General features: G+C 34.9%; 18 protein-coding genes. 6 read left to right on the top strand and 12 right to left on the bottom strand.

All coding sequences use genetic code 11. The features are described 5' to 3' along the window. The first annotated feature begins 7 nt into the window (after positions 1 to 7). Genes H6X70_RS08705 through H6X70_RS08690 form a run of 4 tightly spaced genes read left to right on the top strand, consistent with a single transcriptional unit; the run spans position 8 to position 2,852 of the window. Positions 8 to 427: an ATP-dependent zinc protease gene (locus H6X70_RS08705; protein WP_194767291.1), complete on the top strand. Its 420-nt coding sequence runs from the start codon at positions 8 to 10 to the stop codon at positions 425 to 427. A 1-nt stretch (position 428) separates the two neighbouring features. After that, positions 429 to 1,304: a 30S ribosomal protein S6--L-glutamate ligase gene (gene rimK, locus H6X70_RS08700; protein ID WP_194767290.1), complete on the top strand. Its 876-nt coding sequence runs from the start codon at positions 429 to 431 to the stop codon at positions 1,302 to 1,304. Next, positions 1,304 to 2,287: a succinylglutamate desuccinylase/aspartoacylase family protein gene (locus H6X70_RS08695; protein ID WP_194767289.1), complete on the top strand. Its 984-nt coding sequence runs from the start codon at positions 1,304 to 1,306 to the stop codon at positions 2,285 to 2,287. The genes rimK and H6X70_RS08695 overlap by 1 nt, the downstream gene beginning before the upstream one ends. A 1-nt stretch (position 2,288) precedes the next feature. Beyond that, positions 2,289 to 2,852, top strand: a complete 564-nt coding sequence (locus H6X70_RS08690) for a 5-formyltetrahydrofolate cyclo-ligase (RefSeq protein WP_194767288.1) — start codon at positions 2,289 to 2,291, stop codon at positions 2,850 to 2,852. A 36-nt stretch (positions 2,853 to 2,888) separates the two neighbouring features. Here the strand turns inward: H6X70_RS08690 and H6X70_RS08685 are convergent, their stop codons facing one another. The 12 genes from H6X70_RS08685 to panC form a co-directional block, all read right to left on the bottom strand. Further along, the gene (locus tag H6X70_RS08685; RefSeq protein ID WP_194767287.1) at positions 2,889 to 3,656 is read right to left on the bottom strand and encodes a phosphoribosyltransferase family protein; all 768 of its coding nucleotides are present in this window, start codon (positions 3,654 to 3,656) and stop codon (positions 2,889 to 2,891) included. Next, positions 3,631 to 4,020, bottom strand: coding sequence for a hypothetical protein (locus H6X70_RS08680; RefSeq protein ID WP_194767286.1), 390 nt, complete (start codon positions 4,018 to 4,020; stop codon positions 3,631 to 3,633). The genes H6X70_RS08685 and H6X70_RS08680 overlap by 26 nt, the downstream gene beginning before the upstream one ends. Further along, entirely contained in the window at positions 4,007 to 5,461 is a 1,455-nt protein-coding gene (locus H6X70_RS08675; protein WP_194767285.1) for a nicotinate phosphoribosyltransferase, read from the bottom strand. The genes H6X70_RS08680 and H6X70_RS08675 overlap by 14 nt, the downstream gene beginning before the upstream one ends. A gap of 114 nt (positions 5,462 to 5,575) precedes the next feature. Beyond that, entirely contained in the window at positions 5,576 to 6,253 is a 678-nt protein-coding gene (locus tag H6X70_RS08670; RefSeq protein WP_194767284.1) for an NUDIX hydrolase, read from the bottom strand. Between the two features lie 46 nt (positions 6,254 to 6,299). Further along, positions 6,300 to 6,920: a lipoprotein signal peptidase gene (locus tag H6X70_RS08665; protein ID WP_194767283.1), complete on the bottom strand. Its 621-nt coding sequence runs from the start codon at positions 6,918 to 6,920 to the stop codon at positions 6,300 to 6,302. Positions 6,921 to 7,051: 131 nt separating this feature from the next. Then, positions 7,052 to 7,429, bottom strand: a complete 378-nt coding sequence (locus tag H6X70_RS08660; protein WP_194767282.1) for a TraR/DksA family transcriptional regulator — start codon at positions 7,427 to 7,429, stop codon at positions 7,052 to 7,054. 4 nt (positions 7,430 to 7,433) lie between these two features. After that, a complete protein-coding gene (gene ileS / locus H6X70_RS08655) occupies positions 7,434 to 10,877 on the bottom strand; it encodes an isoleucine--tRNA ligase (RefSeq protein WP_194767281.1) in 3,444 nt (1,147 codons plus the stop codon). Positions 10,878 to 11,011: 134 nt separating this feature from the next. Then, the gene (radA, locus tag H6X70_RS08650) at positions 11,012 to 12,370 is read right to left on the bottom strand and encodes a DNA repair protein RadA (protein ID WP_194767280.1); all 1,359 of its coding nucleotides are present in this window, start codon (positions 12,368 to 12,370) and stop codon (positions 11,012 to 11,014) included. 64 nt (positions 12,371 to 12,434) lie between these two features. Then, complete coding sequence (locus H6X70_RS08645) at positions 12,435 to 13,580, bottom strand: alpha/beta hydrolase (protein WP_194767279.1); 1,146 nt, start codon at positions 13,578 to 13,580, stop codon at positions 12,435 to 12,437. Between the two features lie 95 nt (positions 13,581 to 13,675). Next, on the bottom strand, positions 13,676 to 14,635 hold the full coding sequence (locus tag H6X70_RS08640; RefSeq protein ID WP_194767278.1) for a YbhN family protein: 960 nt from the start codon (positions 14,633 to 14,635) through the stop codon (positions 13,676 to 13,678). Positions 14,636 to 14,638: 3 nt separating this feature from the next. Then, positions 14,639 to 14,989: an aspartate 1-decarboxylase gene (gene panD, locus H6X70_RS08635; RefSeq protein ID WP_194767277.1), complete on the bottom strand. Its 351-nt coding sequence runs from the start codon at positions 14,987 to 14,989 to the stop codon at positions 14,639 to 14,641. Between the two features lie 13 nt (positions 14,990 to 15,002). Next, a complete protein-coding gene (gene panC / locus H6X70_RS08630; protein ID WP_194767276.1) occupies positions 15,003 to 15,854 on the bottom strand; it encodes a pantoate--beta-alanine ligase in 852 nt (283 codons plus the stop codon). A gap of 199 nt (positions 15,855 to 16,053) precedes the next feature. Between panC and H6X70_RS08625 the strand changes: the two genes are divergently transcribed. Beyond that, positions 16,054 to 16,863 (top strand): glycogen/starch synthase, encoded by an 810-nt coding sequence (locus tag H6X70_RS08625; RefSeq protein WP_194767275.1) that lies wholly within the window; start codon positions 16,054 to 16,056, stop codon positions 16,861 to 16,863. A gap of 23 nt (positions 16,864 to 16,886) precedes the next feature. After that, a complete protein-coding gene (locus tag H6X70_RS08620) occupies positions 16,887 to 18,599 on the top strand; it encodes a DUF4270 domain-containing protein (protein WP_194767274.1) in 1,713 nt (570 codons plus the stop codon). The last annotated feature ends 14 nt before the right edge of the window (positions 18,600 to 18,613 follow it).

Below are 18,613 nucleotides of genomic sequence, written 5' to 3'. Positions count from 1 at the left end.
AAACAAAATGAGCAAAAAAACCATTGGACGCGTTGATATTGTTGACTTCCCAGAGTTGGGACTATTCAATATTGATGTAAAAATAGATACCGGAGCCTATACCTCTGCCATTCATTGTTCTAAAATTATTGAAGAAGGCAACAGCCTACGATGCGTTTTTAATAGTAAGTCGCATACTAATTTTGGAAAAACCGAAATTATTTTTGATACTTTTTGGCGCACCGATGTAAAAAGCAGCAATGGTTATAAAGAAAATCGATATAAAGTAAAATCTGAAGTCGTATTCTTTGGCAAAACATATAAGATTAACTTAACTTTAAGCACGAGAGACGACATGAGATTTCCTGTTTTAATAGGCAGACAATTTCTGAAACAAAAATTTATAGTAGACGTAGATTTAATAAACGTTTCTTTTTTAAAAAAATAACATGAATATAGTCATTCTATCAAGAAATTCTCAGTTATACTCTACTGATCGCCTTATTGAAGAAGGTACAAAAAGAGGTCATAAAGTAGAGGTAATAGACCCGCTGAAATGTGACATTATTATTGAAAAAGAAAAACCAACCATTTACTATAAAGATCGTTACTTAGATTATGTAGATGCTATTATTCCTAGAATTGGAGCATCGGTAACTTTTTATGGCTGTGCCGTAGTTAGACAATTTGAAATGATGGGTGTTTTTACCATTGTCACTTCCGATGCCATTCAACGCTCAAGGGACAAACTGCGCAGTTTACAACGCTTAAGTAAAGCAGGAATTGGCATGCCAAAAACCGTTTTCACTAATTATTCTAGAGATGTTGAAGAAGTAATACAACACGTTGGCGGCACCCCTGTAATTATTAAATTATTAGAGGGTACACAAGGTTTAGGCGTTGTTTTAGCTGAAACAAAAAATGCAGCCGAATCGGTTCTTGAAGCCTTTAACGGTTTACAAGCCCGTGTGATTGTTCAAGAATTTATTAAAGAAGCTGGCGGCGCCGATTTACGTGCTTTAGTGGTAGACGGCCAAGTTGTTGGCGCTATGAAACGCCAAGGTAAAGAGGGCGAATTTCGTTCTAACTTACATCGCGGCGGATCGGCAAATATCATTAAACTAAGCACCGACGAGTTAAAACTAGCCATGAATGCTTCTATAGCTTTAAAACTTCCTGTTTGCGGCGTAGACATGCTACAATCTGCTCGCGGACCTTTATTGTTAGAAGTAAATTCCACTCCTGGATTGGAAGGTATTGAGGCTGCTACCGGACGTAACATAGCAAAATCCATTATCTCCTTTATTGAAAAGAATAAAAAATAATGACAGAAATAAATCATGGCGATTTAATCATTCTTGGGGTGACTATTAAACCCGGAGAAAGTAAAGAAGTTAATTTTAATGTTGCCAATTTACATACGTCAACCCCTGTAAACGTTCCAATAATTATCGAACGTGCTAAAAAACCAGGACCTACAGTTTTATTTACTGCAGGCATTCATGGCGACGAAGTTAACGGTGTTGAAATTGTAAGGCAACTCATTTCTAAAGGCATTAACAAACCAAAAGCTGGCACCGTAATCTGTATGCCTGTAATTAATGTTTTTGGTTTTATAAACTTAAAACGCGAATTCCCCGATGGTCGTGATTTAAATCGTGTTTTCCCTGGAAGTCCAACGGGATCTTTGGCAGGCAGAGTTGCCCACAAACTCATTACCGAGGTGATTCCTAATGTAGACATGATTATCGATTTTCACACAGGAGGTTCAGGCAGATTTAACGCCCCGCAGCTTCGTTTTGAAAAAAGCAATCTTGAACTTATTGCCTTAGCCAAAGTTTTTGGAGCACCTTTTGTGTTGTACTCTAAGAATTTACCAAAATCATTTAGGTCGACCTGCTCAAAATTAGGCAAGCCTATTTTACTTTTTGAAGGAGGAAAATCCTTCCACATAGACGATGCCGTTACAAATTCTGGAGTGAATGGTTCCAAACGCATTTTAAAACATTTGGGCATGCTGGCTACAACCATAAAATCCATGCGACCAAAACACGATTGTGTGTTTATAGACGATAGCAAATGGCAACGTGCCAAATTTTCGGGCATGTTTAAAGCCACCATTCGTATTGGTGCTTATGTGCAGAAAAAGGATGTTTTAGGCTATATTACAGACCCGTACGGCAAGTTTAATTACTTTGTAAAAGCACCAAATTCGGGCTATATCATCAATGTAAACGAATCGCCAATTGTTTACCAAGGTGATGCATTATTTCATATTTCAACTAAACTTAAACGGGTTTTAAAATAATATGGACAAGAGCGTCTTACGAAAAACATACAAATCGCTTCGGAATGATTTGACTGAAAACCAGATTGAAGATTTAAGCTTAAATATTTCAAATCAGCTTTTAAAACTTCCTATTTGGGATTTTTCCTTTTACCATATTTTTTTAACGATTGAAGAACAAAAAGAAATAAATACCGATTATATCTTGAATATTTTATCGGGAAAAGACAAACATATTCTCATTTCTAAAAGTGATTTTAAAACTGGCGAAATGATTAATTATCTTTTAACCGATAATACCGTTATTAAGAAAAATAGCTATAACATTCCTGAACCCGTTGATGGTATTGAAATTGAGAACAGTAAAACTGAAGTTGTTTTTATTCCGCTTTTAGCTTTCGACACACAAGGTAATCGTGTGGGTTATGGCAAAGGTTTTTACGATCGGTTTTTAGCAGCATGCAAACCAGAAACCATAAAAATTGGACTATCTTTTTTTGAAGCTGAAAATAACCTCATCGAAACTTTTGACACTGATATTAGGTTGGATTACTGCGTGACGCCGGAGAAGGTTTATAGGTTTTAGACGCTTTCCTTCAAAGAAAGCGCCTTTCTACAAAACCTATTCATCAATTAAAACTTTATATTGAGTTACAAAAGCATCATCAATATCCTTATAACTATTCGTGCAATACACATGATCTATTGCTGTTTTAAGTTCCTCAAACCCATAATTAAATTGCGCATGTGTAACATATAAAAACACTTTTCTAGCGCCTTGTTCTTTTAGTTCTTCAGCTAAAAACTTAAAGGTTCTTCCTCCGTCAGCTAAATCATCTACAATCAAACAATCTTTCCCATTAACATCACCTTGTATACTAATAACAGGCATACCATTTACCCTAACTTTGTTTGAGGGAATTAAATCTGCATCTAATTTCTCGGCAATTTCATGGGTTGTTTTATAAGCTCCAGCATCGGGACTTATTAGCACAGGGTTTCCAATAGCATTATATGCTTTTTTAACGAATTCATAGTTTTTTATTTCTTTTGAATTATTAATTAACGCCAATGTAATACTGCTATGCGGATGTAATATTTCAACTTTATCAAAAGCCATTGAATTAATAAAATTTGCAATAATTTTTAAATCAAAAGACTCTAAATCATTAAAACGTCTATCAGATCGCTGCCCAATTAAACAATAAATTGTTAATGTAGCTGTTAAAGTTTTATTGGTTGAATTTTCATTATCCCAAGCCTCTTTTATTGAAGCTATTCTAAACAAATCTTCATAACTGTTACCCCTAATTTTAATATCTAAATCGCCAGATTCAATAATTTTAGCTGCAACTTGCCCATCTTTAAATTTGTTTATTTTGTATTTCATCTGTAAGTTTTTTTAAATTGATATATGCCTCTTTTAAACCCGCTCTATCGTCTAACAATATGTTATAATAGGGCTTTCGAGTTTTCATTAAAGGGTTCTCATTAATTAAATCATATGGAATTCCCTTTTTCATTAAATCTAACTTAATCGTTTCCAATTGCTCACCTTCATTACCTGTAAATAATATTAATGTAAATCCTAACAACTTACAAACTCTTAAGAGGTCTATTATTTTCCCGTAATCGATGCCTTGGTTATGATAATCAAAAACAGTGTTATCATAATCATAGGCTACAAAAAGACTTCTATGCTGTTGATAATCTTTTCGTAATCGCTCGTAAAAATCAAAATTAAATACATCCATTGATTCTCGCTCTTATTTGTTTTAAATTTATGGGATTGAAAAATTCACCATTTTTGTAAATAATTTTCAATTCCCCTTTTGCTTCTTCAGCTTCAGAAACTTGATCGATCAATTTATATTCACCATCCACCAAATCTATACGAATTAATCCTTTAGCAGATTTCTTAACCCCATCATCGGTAATAGGATCTTTAAAAATTTCTCTGCGTTCCCCATTAACTACTACAGATGTCGCTTTCATAGCAAAACCAAAAGTATCTCTAGTGTTAAATTGATAAGTAAAAGAGCCTATTCCTAAAACCACATTTGTAGAAGCGAATCCTTTATCATACAATCTTTGGCAAATTTGTTCTGCTCTTTCGGTTGTAATACTATCGCCGTAAATCGCTCCAATATGCGGATTTAAAACTTTAAACCCTTCTTTATTAAATGTACCTCCAAAAATATCCCAAAGCAATTCTACAACTCCTTTTTCTTGTGGAAGTTCAGCTCCAATTTGCCTGTTTACACCACAAATAATATCAATAGGATCCCCACTATCTGGACGAATAACTAATTTACCATCTCTAGCAAGCACTTCATCTTTTAATTTTGGTAGGTACTCTGTAAGCACTTTCCATAAATCCCATGTATCACTAACAACTGATAAGATGCCTTTAGGATATGTTTTCATTAAATTCTGAAAGGTTCTTATCTCATCTTCTTTAGTTCCAGCACACATTACAGAGTGTTCTGTTGCATTTACCGAACCAACAACAAATCCTTTTGCATCGTAATACTTACGTAATCCGCTAATAACAGGAAGTGTATCAGACCCTAAAAAAACGCTTGCATGCCCCATTCCAGAAGTAAGTGCACTTTCAAGACCACTCATACCTCGCATTGAAAAATCATGCCCTTGAAAATCGATAAAAGCAAGATTTTCGCTATCGGTAGTCAACGCCCATTTTTTAAAAATACGTTTGTACAAAATAGCGATAGATGCAGACGTCATAGGCTGCCATAACATTGTAGATAGAATGGTTTCTAAAAAATTTGTAACCCAATAAAACTCCTTTTCAGTATTTACAACAGTTAACATTGGAATTCTAATAGGCACTTCAATACCCTCTGGCAATGATTTTACTTGAATGGGAAGATATTGTAAGTCATGTAATTTTTCAAAATGAATTACATCATAATCTGCACCTAAATACAAAGAAAGCTCTTCTTTAATTTCACTACAAACTTGTTCCTTTGGCTTAGAAAAGAAATTATCATTAAAATATTCATGCAACCATGTTACTACATACTGCTGTCCAAATGAAACCACTTTATCACAGCCTTTTGGGGCGTATTTATTGCTTCTTGGAGTCCAATTAGAATATACTTCCTCTGTCCCTGCAGGGTATTGTTGATGGTGCCCTGTTTTATAGCCGTCTGTTAATAATAATCCATTCATAATTTCTGTTTATTTGCGTATTTATTACACAAATATAAACCAGAAAATCATTACCCGCAAAATTATTTTGCGTTTAATTTACACAAAGAACTTATGTAGCTGTATTTTAGTTGATTATATTTCGAAAACAATACCGTCCTTTTTAAGTTGAAAGTATCTTTTTTGATTAAATTGAAATAAACTAGCAGGTCTCCCTGAACCTTTAGACAACTTTTCATCTAATTCATCAAGTACATTTAAGCCTAATATTCTCTTTCTGAAATTACGACGGTCAATATCGCGACCGAGAAGCGTTGTGTAAAGTTTTTCTAAATCTGAAAATGGAAATTTATTATCGAGCAATTCAAATCCTATAGGTTCGTATGTAATTTTGGCCTGTAATCGAAGGATTGCCTTTTGAAGAATGGCACCATGATCGAATGAAAGTTTTGGTAATTCGTGAATATTAAACCACTCAACTGCTGCAGCGTCTGTAGAGGCAAATAATTTAAAAGCATCTGGACGCACTAAACCGAAGTAAGCTATAGACACTACTCTTCCTCGAGGATCTCGTGTTGGGTCCCCAAAAGTATATAATTGCTCAAGGTAGTTAATGGTAATTCCTGTTTCTTCTTGAAGCTCCCTTTCAACCGCCTCCTCCAAAGATTCATCATTTAGAACAAAACCTCCTGGTATTGCCCAATGGTTTTTAAAAGGTTCAAACTTACGTTTTATAAGTAATACAGATATTTTACCTGCTTCGTAACCAAATACAACGGCGTCGACGGAAAGTTTTATAGATTGCTTATTCATATGCGTAGTTTACACACAAAAATATAAAATAAACACTGAATGCTCTCTAATTTCTTGAAAACGCTTGCTTATTAAACACAATAAGCATGACAAACCCAGTGCTTATTGCAACATCGGCAACATTAAAAACAGGCTCAAAAAAGTTGAAGCGTTTGCCACCGTAAAAGGGCACCCATTCTGGCATATCCATTTCAATTAATGGAAAGTATAACATATCGACCACGCGACCGTGTAATAAGCCATCATAGCCACCTTCAGCAGGCAAAAACGATGCGACTTGGCTGTAACTATCGTTAAACAAAACACCATAAAAAACCGAATCGATAATATTCCCTAAAGCTCCAGCAAAAATTAAAGCGATGGCGATAATTAATATTTTCGAACTTTGCTTTTTAGTGGCATCATACAACCAATAACCTATTCCGAAAATAGCAATAACACGAAATAAAGTTAAGGACACTTTAGCGGTACGATCGGAAATTAAAGAGGTAAAATCGCTAATTTTTGTCCCCCAAGCCATGCCGTCATTTTCAATAAAATAGATTTTAAACCAACTAAAAACATCGACACTTTCATGCAATGCGAAATGTGTTTTAATATATATTTTACTAATTTGATCGATTAGTAAAATGATAAGAATAAGAAAAATAGACTTTTTAAGCGACATGGTTGCTTTACGATTTAAAAACAATGCGTTTCAAATTAAAAAAACGCCCCAATGTTGTTGAGACGTTTCAAATATATAACTTAATATTAAGCACCTAGGTGTGTAAATATTCAATCCTGCTTTCTAGCAGCTTATTGTTGCATATTTTTGGCTTCAATACTTAAGGTCGCATGAGGCACAATTTCTAATCGTTTTTTATTGATTAGTTTTCCTGTAACACGGCAAATTCCGTAGGTTTTATTTTCAATACGGATAAGCGCATTTTTTAAATCGCGAATAAACTTCTCTTGACGAATAGCCAATTGAGAATTTGACTCTTTACTCATTACAGCACTACCTTCATCAAAAGCTTTAAATGTAGGCGAAGTATCTTCCGTCCCATTATTAAGGTCGTTCATATACGCACTTTTAATAAGCTCTAAATCGTGTTTCGCTTTATTAATTTTATCAGTGATTAACGCTTTAAATTCCGCTAATTCTGCATCCGAATATCTTACATTATCTGCCATAATTTCAGTTTTTTTGAATAGACAATTTGGTATTTACATCATCAAACGCAATTTCTATACCATTATCTAGATTATCAATTATTTCAAGTTCATTGGTTAAGGTTTCCGATTTTATATAAGCCATATTAGCTTCAACAGCTTTTACAACTTGCTCGTCGTTTTGAAGCCTTACATCAATACGATCGGTGACTTCAAAACCTGAGTCCTTACGTAAATTTTGAATGCGATTAATTAACTCTCTAGCAATTCCTTCTTTACGTAATTCATCTGAAATAGTTACATCTAAAGCTACGGTTAAAGCACCTTCATTTGCAACCAACCATCCTTCGATATCTTGGGATGTAATCTCAACGTCTGAGCGTTCTAATGTAATATTTTTTCCATTAACATTAACCTCTAAACTACCATTTTGTTCAATTTTGTTAATATCTTCTGCTGTAAAGTTAATTACTATTCCTGCAATGGCTTTCATATCCTTTCCGAAGCGAGGACCAAGCGCTTTAAAATTAGGCTTTATTTGTTTTACAAGAATATCGGAAGCATCACTTAAAAGCTCAATCTCTTTAATATTCACCTCGTGTTTTATCAACTCTGAAACGGCTTGAATCTCTTCTTTTTGCTGCTTAGAATCCACAGGAATCATGATTTTTTGAAGCGGCTGACGTACTTTAATTTTCTCCTTAGCTCTTAACGACAATACTAATGAAGAAATGGTTTGAGCACTTTCCATTTTACGTTCTAAAGATTTATCGATAAAAGCTTCATCACAAACAGGGAAATTAGCTAAATGCACACTTTCAAACTGTTCTTTATTAGATACCGAATTTAAATCTAAATACAATTTATCCATAAAGAACGGCGCAATAGGCGCGGCCAATTTCGCTATAGTTTCCATACAGGTATAAAGTGTTTGGTAAGCCGAAATTTTATCTTGCTCGTAATCGCCTTTCCAGAAACGTCTTCTACTTAAACGCACATACCAGTTACTCAAATAATCTTGAGTGAAATCTGAAATAGCGCGTGCTGCTCTTGTAGGCTCGTAATCGGCATAAAAAGCATCTACTTTTTTAATTAAAGTATGTAATTCTGAAAGAATCCAACGGTCTAATTCTGGTCGTTCTTCCAAAGACACATCCGCTTCAGCGTAACTAAATTTGTCTAAATTGGTATATAAACTGAAGAATGAATAGGTGTTATAAAGCGTTCCGAAAAATTTACGTTTTACCTCTTCAATACCTTCTAAATCAAATTTTAAATTGTCCCAAGGATTTGCGTTCGAAATCATGTACCAACGTGTCGCATCGGCACCATAATCACCTAAAGTATCAAAAGGATCGACAGCGTTTCCTAAACGCTTCGACATTTTTTGTCCGTTTTTATCTAACACCAACCCGTTAGAAACCACGTTTTTATAAGCTACAGAATCGAAAACCATGGTTCCAATCGCATGAAGCGTGTAAAACCAACCACGTGTTTGATCGACACCTTCAGCAATAAAATCGGCAGGGAACGACTTATTATCGTCAATTAGCTCCTTGTTTTCAAACGGGTAATGCCATTGTGCATAAGGCATAGAACCTGAATCGAACCACACATCGATTAAATCGCTTTCGCGGAACATTTTTTGTCCGGAAGGAGAAACCAATACAATGTCGTCAACGATATTTTTATGTAAATCTATTTTCGCGTAGTTTTCTTCGGAATTGTTTCCTACTTCAAAATCTTCAAAAATATCTTTAGCTAAAAATCCTGCTGAAACTGCTTTGCTCATTTCAGCTTTAAGTTCTTCAACAGAACCGATACAGATTTCTTCTTTACCATCTTCAGATCTCCAAATTGGTAATGGGATTCCCCAATAACGTGAACGTGATAAATTCCAATCGTTTGCGTTTGCTAACCAATTACCAAAACGCCCTGTTCCGGTTGCTTTTGGCTTCCAGTTAATGCTTGTATTCAGTTCGTGCATACGCCCTTTAACATCGGTTATTTTAATAAACCAAGAATCTAATGGGTAATAAAGGATAGGCTTATCTGTTCGCCAACAATGCGGATAGTTGTGTTTGTATTTCTCAACCTTAAAGGCCTTGTTTTCTTCTTTTAATTTAATAGCAATCTCTACATCGACAGAACGTTCTGGTTCTTGCCCCTCATCATAATACTCGTTTTTAACGTATTTACCAGCAAATTCAGCCATTTCTGGTCTAAATTTTCCTTGTAAATCAACCAAAGGCACCAAGTTTCCATGCTCATCTTTCACTAACATTGGTGGCACTTCTGGCGTAGCTTGTTTGGCAACTAAAGCATCGTCGGCTCCAAAAGTAGGCGCCGTGTGTACAATTCCTGTACCGTCTTCGGTGGTCACAAAATCTCCAGAAATCACACGAAATGCATTTTCAGGATTATCGTTTGGTAAGGCATACGGCAATAACTGCTCGTACTTAATGCCTACTAAATCTTTTCCAATACATTCGCCAATAACTCTATATGGGATTTTTTTATCGCCTTCTTTATATGCTGAAATTTCAGAAGCTTCTTCAACTAATTTGAATTTCCCTGAAAATTGATAACTCAGTAATTTCTTAGCTAAAACCACTTTTATAGGCTCAAAAGTGTATTGATTATAAGTTTCAACTAATACATATTCTATTTTCGGCCCAACAGTTAATGCCGTGTTACTTGGAAGCGTCCAAGGCGTTGTCGTCCATGCTAGGAAGTAAGCCTCCCCCGACCCCTCCATAGGAGGGGAGAACTCAAACGCCTTAGCAATTGAGTTTTCCGTTCCCCCTTTGGGGGTTAGGGGGCTTTTAAACTGTGCAACAATAGTGGTATCTGTAACATCCTGATACGCTCCTGGTTGATTAACCTCGTGTGAGCTTAAACCAGTTCCTGCTTTTGGCGAATACGGCTGAATGGTATAGCCTTTATACATTAATTTTTTGGTGTATATTTCTTTTAAAAGCCACCAAACAGACTCCATGTATTTAGGCTCGTAAGTAATGTATGGATCGTCCATATCTACCCAATAGCCCATTTTTTCAGTTAAATCATTCCAAACATCGGTATAACGCATAACGGCTTTTCTACACGCTGCGTTATAATCTTCAACAGAAATTGACTTACCAATATCTTCTTTTGTAATGCCTAATTCTTTTTCTACACCTAATTCTATAGGTAAACCATGGGTATCCCAACCCGCTTTACGCTTTACTTGGTAGCCTTTCATGGTTTTATAACGCGGAAAAATATCTTTAATAGCACGCGCTAAAACGTGGTGCACACCAGGAAGTCCGTTTGCTGAAGGTGGCCCTTCAAAAAATACATACGGTTCTTTACCCTCTCTTGTGGTTACACTTTTCTCAAAGATGTTGTTTTCTTTCCAATACTGTAGTATTTCGGTTGCTACATTTGGTAAGTTAAGACCTTTATATTCAGGAAATTTAGCGTTCATTTTCATGCGATTCTAATAAGTTCGCGAATTTAAGGAATTCTAAGAAAACAGAAGGGCTAATCGCTAAAAAAACCGATTGAAAATAATCGGTTTTAATATTTATTTATGACTTATTTTTAAATTTTAAAGCTGATTTAAACAATAAAATCGACCAAATCTTCAATTTTTGAAATTAATTGAATTCTGATGGCGGTGTTTTTAAGAGAAATTTTATTGTATTTTGATACAAATATGGTAGCAAATCCTAACTTTTCAGCTTCTAAAATACGCTGTTCCACACGTTGCACCGGTCGAATTTCTCCTGAAAGCCCAACTTCGGCAGCAAAACAAAAATCTTTAGGGATAAAAACATCTTCGTTTGAAGATAAAATAGAAGCAACAACCGCCAAATCGATTGCAGGATCGTCCACAGTAATTCCTCCCGTTATATTTAGAAACACATCTTTTGCGCCCAAACGAAAGCCAGCGCGTTTTTCTAAAACAGCCAACAACATGTTTAAACGTTTCGAGTTAAATCCTGTAGCACTACGCTGCGGCGTTCCATAAACTGCAGTACTTACCAAGGCTTGCACTTCAATCATTAAAGGACGCATGCCCTCTAAAGTTGCAGCAATCGCATTCCCCGATAATTCTTCGTCTTTTTTAGAGATTAATATTTCTGAAGGATTAGAAACTTCCCGAAGTCCAGAACCCTGCATTTCGTAAATCCCTAACTCGTTTGTAGAACCAAAACGGTTTTTATTTGCTCTTAGAATTCTAAATACATGATTTCGATCGCCTTCAAATTGCAAAACCGTATCCACCATGTGTTCTAAAATTTTTGGCCCCGCAATGTGTCCATCCTTTGTAATATGACCAATTAATAAAACAGGTGTCGACGTTTCTTTTGCAAATTTAATCAGCTCGGTAGTGCATTCTTTTATTTGTGAAATACTTCCTGAAGACGATTCGATATAATCGCTATGCAGCGTTTGAATAGAATCGATAATCACAATATCTGGCTCTAAAGCTTCAATCTGTTTGAAGATATTTTGAGTTTTTGTTTCAGTTAAAATATAACAATTGCTGTTATTAGGATTAATACGTTCGGCACGCATTTTTATTTGTTTCTGACTTTCCTCTCCAGAAACATAAAGCGTTTTATAAGGCAAACTTAAAGAGACTTGAAGCAACAGTGTGCTTTTTCCAATTCCTGGCTCGCCCCCTAATAAAGTTAAAGATCCCGGTACAATTCCACCACCCAATACACGATTTAATTCACCATCAAATGTATCTAACCGTGCTTCTTTTGTGGTGTCAATTTCATTTATTAACAAAGGAACCGAAGCCCGTTTTGTTGGCGATGTTGGTGTTTTCCAATCGCTTTTTTCAGGCTTTTGAACCAGCTCTTCAACAATGGTATTCCATTCTTTACAAGCTGTACATTGCCCCTGCCATTTGGCAAATTGTGTTCCGCAATTCTGACAAAAAAATGTGGTTTTAACTTTTGCCATTACAGGTATTGAATTTTTAATTTATACATAGAGATATGTCGAACTGCTTTGAGATAAATCCCGTTTAATAGCCAAAATCTGCCTTAATAGATTCGGCTCTAGTAAGCACTTCGTCTTTTGTAATTCCAGCAATTTCACTTAAAGTATAAGCCGATTGATAGGTTTTCATAGCGCGTTTTGGCTCGCCTGTTTCTTCATAAAAGCGTCCGTAATAATAGCCACCTAAAAGGGTTTCCGGGAAAGCATCTCGTGCCATTTTGCCCAATTCTTCATAATATTCGAAAGTCTCCTTTTTTTCGATGGCTGCAGCAATCGCTTTAAAATCATTAATTAAAACAGGTTTTTCAATCCCATAAATATCTTTAATGGCTTGATATTTTTCTTGAAGATAAAGTACTGGAGACATCTCTAATTCTAAAACAACCTCTTTATATTCTTTAACCGTTATTGGCTGATATATTCTGAACATGTTCTCTAAAGCCACAGGAATCGCGCTAGTTGGTACCGAATAATGCGAAGGCCCTTCAAAACTATTAAAGGTATACACCAACTTATCGTTTTCTATGCCCGAAATATCTGTGTTAAGTGCATCGGTCATCATTTTTATAGTTTCAGAATCGTTATTTGTGTTTGCTAAATAATAATAGGTTTTCGACTGCACATTACGCAATGCTTCAGGAAGATACTCTAACATATTTGGCGCTAAATCTGGACTAATCGACACATATGATTGGAACAGAGGATTAGGTTTTAACAAATAATAATTCACAAAATTAGCCGATTCACCATGACCAATAATGGCTTTAAAAATCCCTGTTCTATACTTTTTTTCTATGTGCGGAATTAACTCCAAACCAAGAAATTCGTAAAAAGCAGCTCCAGAATCAATAGGTAACGAGTTTTGTTCGGAGTACATGCAATCGTCATAGCGTTTATTCAATTGGTTTACCCCTACAACAACTGCAGGCGGCATGTCTTCCCAATAGGAAAAATAATCAACGTTTCCAGCAACAGCATCAAACATATAATCGGCGTCTAAAACCAAAATTAACGGATAGGTTTTATTGTCCTTATTGTAACCTTGTGGTAAATGAATTTTTATCTCACGATCTTGGTCTAATTTTGTAGACTGAAAGATTTCACGCTTCACTTGGGCGTTGCTATAAACTAGTGATATGCTAAACAATAAAACAAAAAGTAGGTGTTTCATCTTAAGTATTTGGTTTTAGATTTGTATGGCAAGATAGTAAATATACGCAGAGTTTAAAAGCAAAGTTTAAGAAGCTTCAAACCTGAATAAAAGCGCTATTTTACTTTTTTTCGATTGAAAATTGGCAAATAAATCAAAGATAAACCACCACAAAGAATAATGACTAGTGTTTGTGAAGCCCACATAATCCATCCGTAGGCTATGCTAGGTTCTTCTGGAATTCCGAAAATTGAAAATGCCGCATAAACAGCCAAAGGATAAGACCCAATACCACCATTTGTTGCCGCAATACTAAAACTAGCCGAAATAAACCCGATTAATATGGCTCCTGCCGAAATGCCGTGTAATTCTTCAATAGAAAAAGAGGTTACATAGAACATTAAAACATACATAGCCCATATAAAAAGGGTATGAAAAATGTAAGCCCACTTATTTTTCATTTTAAAAATAACCAGAACACCTTCAATTAATCCGCTAAGAAAACCTCTAATTTTTAAAGCAATTTTAGATGAACTCTTTTTGATAAAGTACATAACCAACATAAAAAGCAGGATAGCAACTGCAAGCGCAACAATAATTTTTGTTGGATTAAATTTCTGAATTAAAAAGCCGTAAATAAAATCAAACTGAAGAAAAAGTGTAACTGCAATAATACCCAACATAACCACCATATCGGCAATACGCTCGGCAACAATGGTTCCGAAACCTTTTTCAAAGGGTACTTTTTCGTAATTCGTTAAGATAGATGCGCGCGCTACTTCGCCAGCTCTGGGGATAGTGTAATTTATTAAATAAGCCGAGAAAATAGCCATTACACTATTTCCAAATTTCACTTGATAACCCATAGGATCTAACTGAAATCGCCAACGGTAAGCCCGCGACAAATGACTTAGTAAGCCTAAAAACATACCAAAAGCAATCCATGTATAATCGGCATTTTTAGCATACACCAATAATTGGGCTACCGAAACTTTAGAAAGCGAATACCAGATTAAAAAAACTCCCAACAATAGTGGGAGCGTGATCTTTAGTAGATTTTTTGTTTTCTGGTTCAAGGTTTATTTTAACAAGTTTGTTGCTTCATCTGGAAAAACTAATGCTGGTTTAAAACCTTTAGCTTCCTCAATATCCATAATTCCGTAAGTGATTAATATTAAGGTATCGCCTACAGAAACTTTTCGAGCCGCTGCCCCATTTAAAGTGATTTCCCCCGAATTACGAGGTCCAGGAATACAATAGGTTTCTAAACGTTCGCCATTATCGTTATTCACAATCTGAACTTTTTCACCTTGAATAACATTAGCGGCATCCATTAAGTCTTCGTCAATGGTTATACTACCAATATAGTTAAGTTCTGCACCCGTGCATTTAACTCTATGAATCTTAGATTTTACTACTTGAATTTGCATGTGGCAAAGATAATTAATTTAGAGCGATATTGTCTATAAGTCTGATATCATCGGCATAAACCGCAATAAATGCTCTGTATTTTTTTGATTTTACTTTATTTTCAACGGTTTTTAATGTTTCTGAATCTGCAATTATAAAGTATTCCAACTTCAATAATTTTTGACTAGAAAACTGTTTTTCAACCCATTGCGTAACATCATTAGCACTTTCTGTGCCAAATTTAATTTTGGCAGTTGTTAAAGTTTCATAAATAAACGGTGCTGCTTTTTGGTATTCTGGCTTTAATCTCACATTTCTAGAGCTCATAGCTAAACCACTAGTTTCCCGGAAAATGGCGCAAGGCACAATATTTACAGGAATATCATGTTTTTCAACCATTTTTTTAATAATCGCTAATTGCTGAAAATCTTTCTCTCCAAAATAAGCATTATTTGGCTGTATAATCTCGAAAAAACGCTTCACAATAGTACCAACACCGTCAAAATGTCCTGCTCTAAATTTGCCTTCCATCTCAAACTCTAAACCATCAAAATCAAATTTTTGAGATTTTAGGTCGCCTTCATACATGTCTTCAACCGTTGGCGCATAAATTAAAATACGGGTTTCGCTAATATCTTTTAAAAGCGCCATATCGTTTTCAAAAGTTCTTGGATACTTTTCCAAGTCTTCTTTATTATCAAATTGTGTTGGGTTTACAAAAATGCTAACCACCACATTGTCATTTTCTAACAAAGCTGTTTTTACTAATTGTAAATGCCCTTCGTGCAACGCACCCATCGTAGGCACCAAACCTATGGTTTTATTTTCAGCTCTTAAAGCCTTAAGAGTTGCTGTAATTTGTTGTTTTTCTGAGTAAACTTCCACTGTTTAATATAAAATTAACGCGTGCAAACTTAAGATTTTACAACCAATCTGCATAAAATTTTGTATTTTTGCATGTTTTTTATTTTCATTAGCAAAAAGCAATAGCTATATAAAGTGGGTTTATTCTGTTTCATATAAAAAGTGAAACAGGTATTTCTATTTTATTTAGAACATCAATAAAGTCAACAAAAACTAATATATGAAAGATAAGAGGATATTATATGTATCATCTGAAGTAGTGCCCTATCTACCTGAAACCGAAATTTCTTCTATGTCGTTTGAAGCACCACGATTGGTAAATCAACAAGGCGGACAAATTAGAATATTCATGCCTAGGTATGGCAATATAAATGAACGCAGGCACCAATTACACGAAGTTATACGTCTATCTGGGATAAATTTAGTTATTAATGATTTAGATATGCCTTTAATTATTAAGGTAGCATCAATCCCAAAAGAACGTATTCAAGTTTATTTTATTGATAACGACGAATATTTTAAAAGAAAAGCAACCTTAACCGATGAAGCCGGAAAATTATTTCCAGACAACGATGAGCGCGCTATTTTCTTTGCAAAAGGCGTTATTGAAACCGTAAAGAAATTAAATTGGGCGCCAGATATTATCCATGTACATGGTTGGTTAGCCTCATTATTACCACTTTACTTTAAAGAATATTATAAAGACGAACCTTTATTTAGCGAAAGTAAAATTGTAACATCTGTTTACAACCAAAGCTTTAGCGGTACGTTAAACGAAGAAATGGTAAACAAAATTAAGTTTGATAACATTGATGAAGAAGCTATAAAATCGCTTGAAGAACCAACGTATACCAACTTAATGAAAGTAGCTATCGATTATTCGGATGCTTTAATTGTTGGATCGGAAACCATTCCTGACGATTTAGACGCCTATTTAAAAGCATCAAACAAACCTGTTTTAGATTACAAACCTAAAGATGAATTTGGCGAAGCTTACACAACATTTTTCAATAATAGCGTTTTAAGCTAAACATACGACTTCATTAATAACATATGAAAAAGACTTTTAAAACCCTCAAATTTCCTATTATTTGTATTCTTTTTGTTTGTGTTTTCATTGCCTGCGATAAAGATTACAATGTATTAGATAGTGATGTTCTTGGAGATGAAAATGCAAATTTCAAAACAAACGACTCGCTTTTCCCTGTACTAGCATACAATAAAAAGTTAGATTCTTTACAAATAAATAGATTAGGTTCAACCGCCGCGGCAACGTCTGTAAACAATTTATTGGGCGTTTATAAAGATCCTGCTTATGGTTTAACAAAAGCAAGTATTGTTGCGCAAATTGTACCTAACACATATAATCCTAATTTTGGTGAAAGCCCTGTAGTTGATAGCGTTGTATTTACGATTCCTTATTACAACACACTTGTTGAATATGACACCGACAGCAACCCTGTATATCGATTAGATTCATTATTTGGAAATACCGATGCTTCTATAAAGCTTACCGTTTACAGAAGTGATTACTTTTTAAGAGATTACGACCCAAATAATACCGATGGCACTGTGCAAAACTACTTTTCTAACGGAAGTAGCACAGTAAATACAGCCCTTAACGGCACATCTGTAATCCGTTTTGATGACCATATTGTAGATGTTAATACGCCAATCTTTGAAGACGATGATTTTGTTCCAAGCAATAGCCCCATTGTTACTACTGTTGGAGAAGATGATGAGGCTGTTTCTACTACTTCTACCCCTGCATTTAGAGAACTATTAGACAACGATTATTGGAAAGCAACCATTATCGACAAACAAGATGATCCTGTTTTAAGTAATGCCAACAATTTTAAAAATTATTTTAGAGGCCTATATTTTAAAGCTGAAGCAAATTCTGCCGATGGAAATATGATTTTGTTAAACTTAAGTTCTACAAATTCGAACATAACCATTTATTACACCTCTGGAGAAGAAAATTCTAGAACACAAGGCAACTATGTGCTTAATTTTTCTGGAAACCTAAATATTTTAAACACTTATGTTAACGAATATACCATTCCTCTAGCAAATGGCGACAAGGTTTTAGGCGACGAAGAACTGCACTTAAAAGGTACTGAAGGTTCTATGGCTGTAGTAGAATTGTTTAGCGGAAAAGTGGATTGCGATGGCGATGGCATTGTTGATATGGACGCCATTGACTGTTTTAAACAAACCTACAGACAGACTGATGATGATGGTAATTATGTGAAAAACCCGCTTACTCAAAGGTTTCTTCTAAAAAAATTAATAAATGAAGCGCAATTAATTCTTACCGAAAAAGACAACTTACCAACAGATGGCTCGGAAGATTTTCATAAATACGATCGCATTTACGCATACAATATTGAAGACAACTCAACAACAATAGATTACACAATCGATCAAACTAAAAACACGGCAGATCCTCTAAATTCTAATATTATCAGTTTAGGTCAAAGAGATTCCGATGGAAAATTTAAAATACGTCTTACCGAGTATTTAACAAATATTCTACATACCGATTCTATAAAAGATGAAACACCTACAAAACTTGGTTTGGTTTTATCTAACAACGTAAATTATACAGATACTGCTGAAATTCTAGAAAGTCAAGACGAAGTTACCGCGGTGCCTAGAGCATCAATTTTGTCGCCAAGAGGTACTATTATTTACGGAACAAATCAAGCCGTTCCTGCAGACAATCAATTACAATTAAAAATATTTTATTCGGAAGCCAAATAGGCTCTTAAATTTAC

The organism is Tamlana sp. I1, from assembly GCF_015355625.1.
Classification (GTDB): domain Bacteria; phylum Bacteroidota; class Bacteroidia; order Flavobacteriales; family Flavobacteriaceae; genus Pseudotamlana.
This window is presented reverse-complemented; position numbering and strand designations above follow the sequence as displayed.

Excerpts from the sequence above, each read along its gene's own strand:
- H6X70_RS08705 (WP_194767291.1), top strand. The coding sequence starts at position 8 with ATGAGCAAAAAAACCATTGGACGCGTTGATATTGTTGACTTCCCAGAG.
- rimK (WP_194767290.1), top strand. The coding sequence starts at position 429 with ATGAATATAGTCATTCTATCAAGAAATTCTCAGTTATACTCTACTGAT.
- H6X70_RS08695 (WP_194767289.1), top strand. The coding sequence starts at position 1,304 with ATGACAGAAATAAATCATGGCGATTTAATCATTCTTGGGGTGACTATT.
- H6X70_RS08690 (WP_194767288.1), top strand. The coding sequence starts at position 2,289 with ATGGACAAGAGCGTCTTACGAAAAACATACAAATCGCTTCGGAATGAT.
- H6X70_RS08685 (WP_194767287.1), bottom strand. The coding sequence starts at position 3,656 with ATGAAATACAAAATAAACAAATTTAAAGATGGGCAAGTTGCAGCTAAA.
- H6X70_RS08680 (WP_194767286.1), bottom strand. The coding sequence starts at position 4,020 with ATGGATGTATTTAATTTTGATTTTTACGAGCGATTACGAAAAGATTAT.
- H6X70_RS08675 (WP_194767285.1), bottom strand. The coding sequence starts at position 5,461 with ATGAATGGATTATTATTAACAGACGGCTATAAAACAGGGCACCATCAA.
- H6X70_RS08670 (WP_194767284.1), bottom strand. The coding sequence starts at position 6,253 with ATGAATAAGCAATCTATAAAACTTTCCGTCGACGCCGTTGTATTTGGT.
- H6X70_RS08665 (WP_194767283.1), bottom strand. The coding sequence starts at position 6,920 with ATGTCGCTTAAAAAGTCTATTTTTCTTATTCTTATCATTTTACTAATC.
- H6X70_RS08660 (WP_194767282.1), bottom strand. The coding sequence starts at position 7,429 with ATGGCAGATAATGTAAGATATTCGGATGCAGAATTAGCGGAATTTAAA.
- ileS (WP_194767281.1), bottom strand. The coding sequence starts at position 10,877 with ATGAACGCTAAATTTCCTGAATATAAAGGTCTTAACTTACCAAATGTA.
- radA (WP_194767280.1), bottom strand. The coding sequence starts at position 12,370 with ATGGCAAAAGTTAAAACCACATTTTTTTGTCAGAATTGCGGAACACAA.
- H6X70_RS08645 (WP_194767279.1), bottom strand. The coding sequence starts at position 13,580 with ATGAAACACCTACTTTTTGTTTTATTGTTTAGCATATCACTAGTTTAT.
- panD (WP_194767277.1), bottom strand. The coding sequence starts at position 14,989 with ATGCAAATTCAAGTAGTAAAATCTAAGATTCATAGAGTTAAATGCACG.
- H6X70_RS08625 (WP_194767275.1), top strand. The coding sequence starts at position 16,054 with ATGAAAGATAAGAGGATATTATATGTATCATCTGAAGTAGTGCCCTAT.
- H6X70_RS08620 (WP_194767274.1), top strand. The coding sequence starts at position 16,887 with ATGAAAAAGACTTTTAAAACCCTCAAATTTCCTATTATTTGTATTCTT.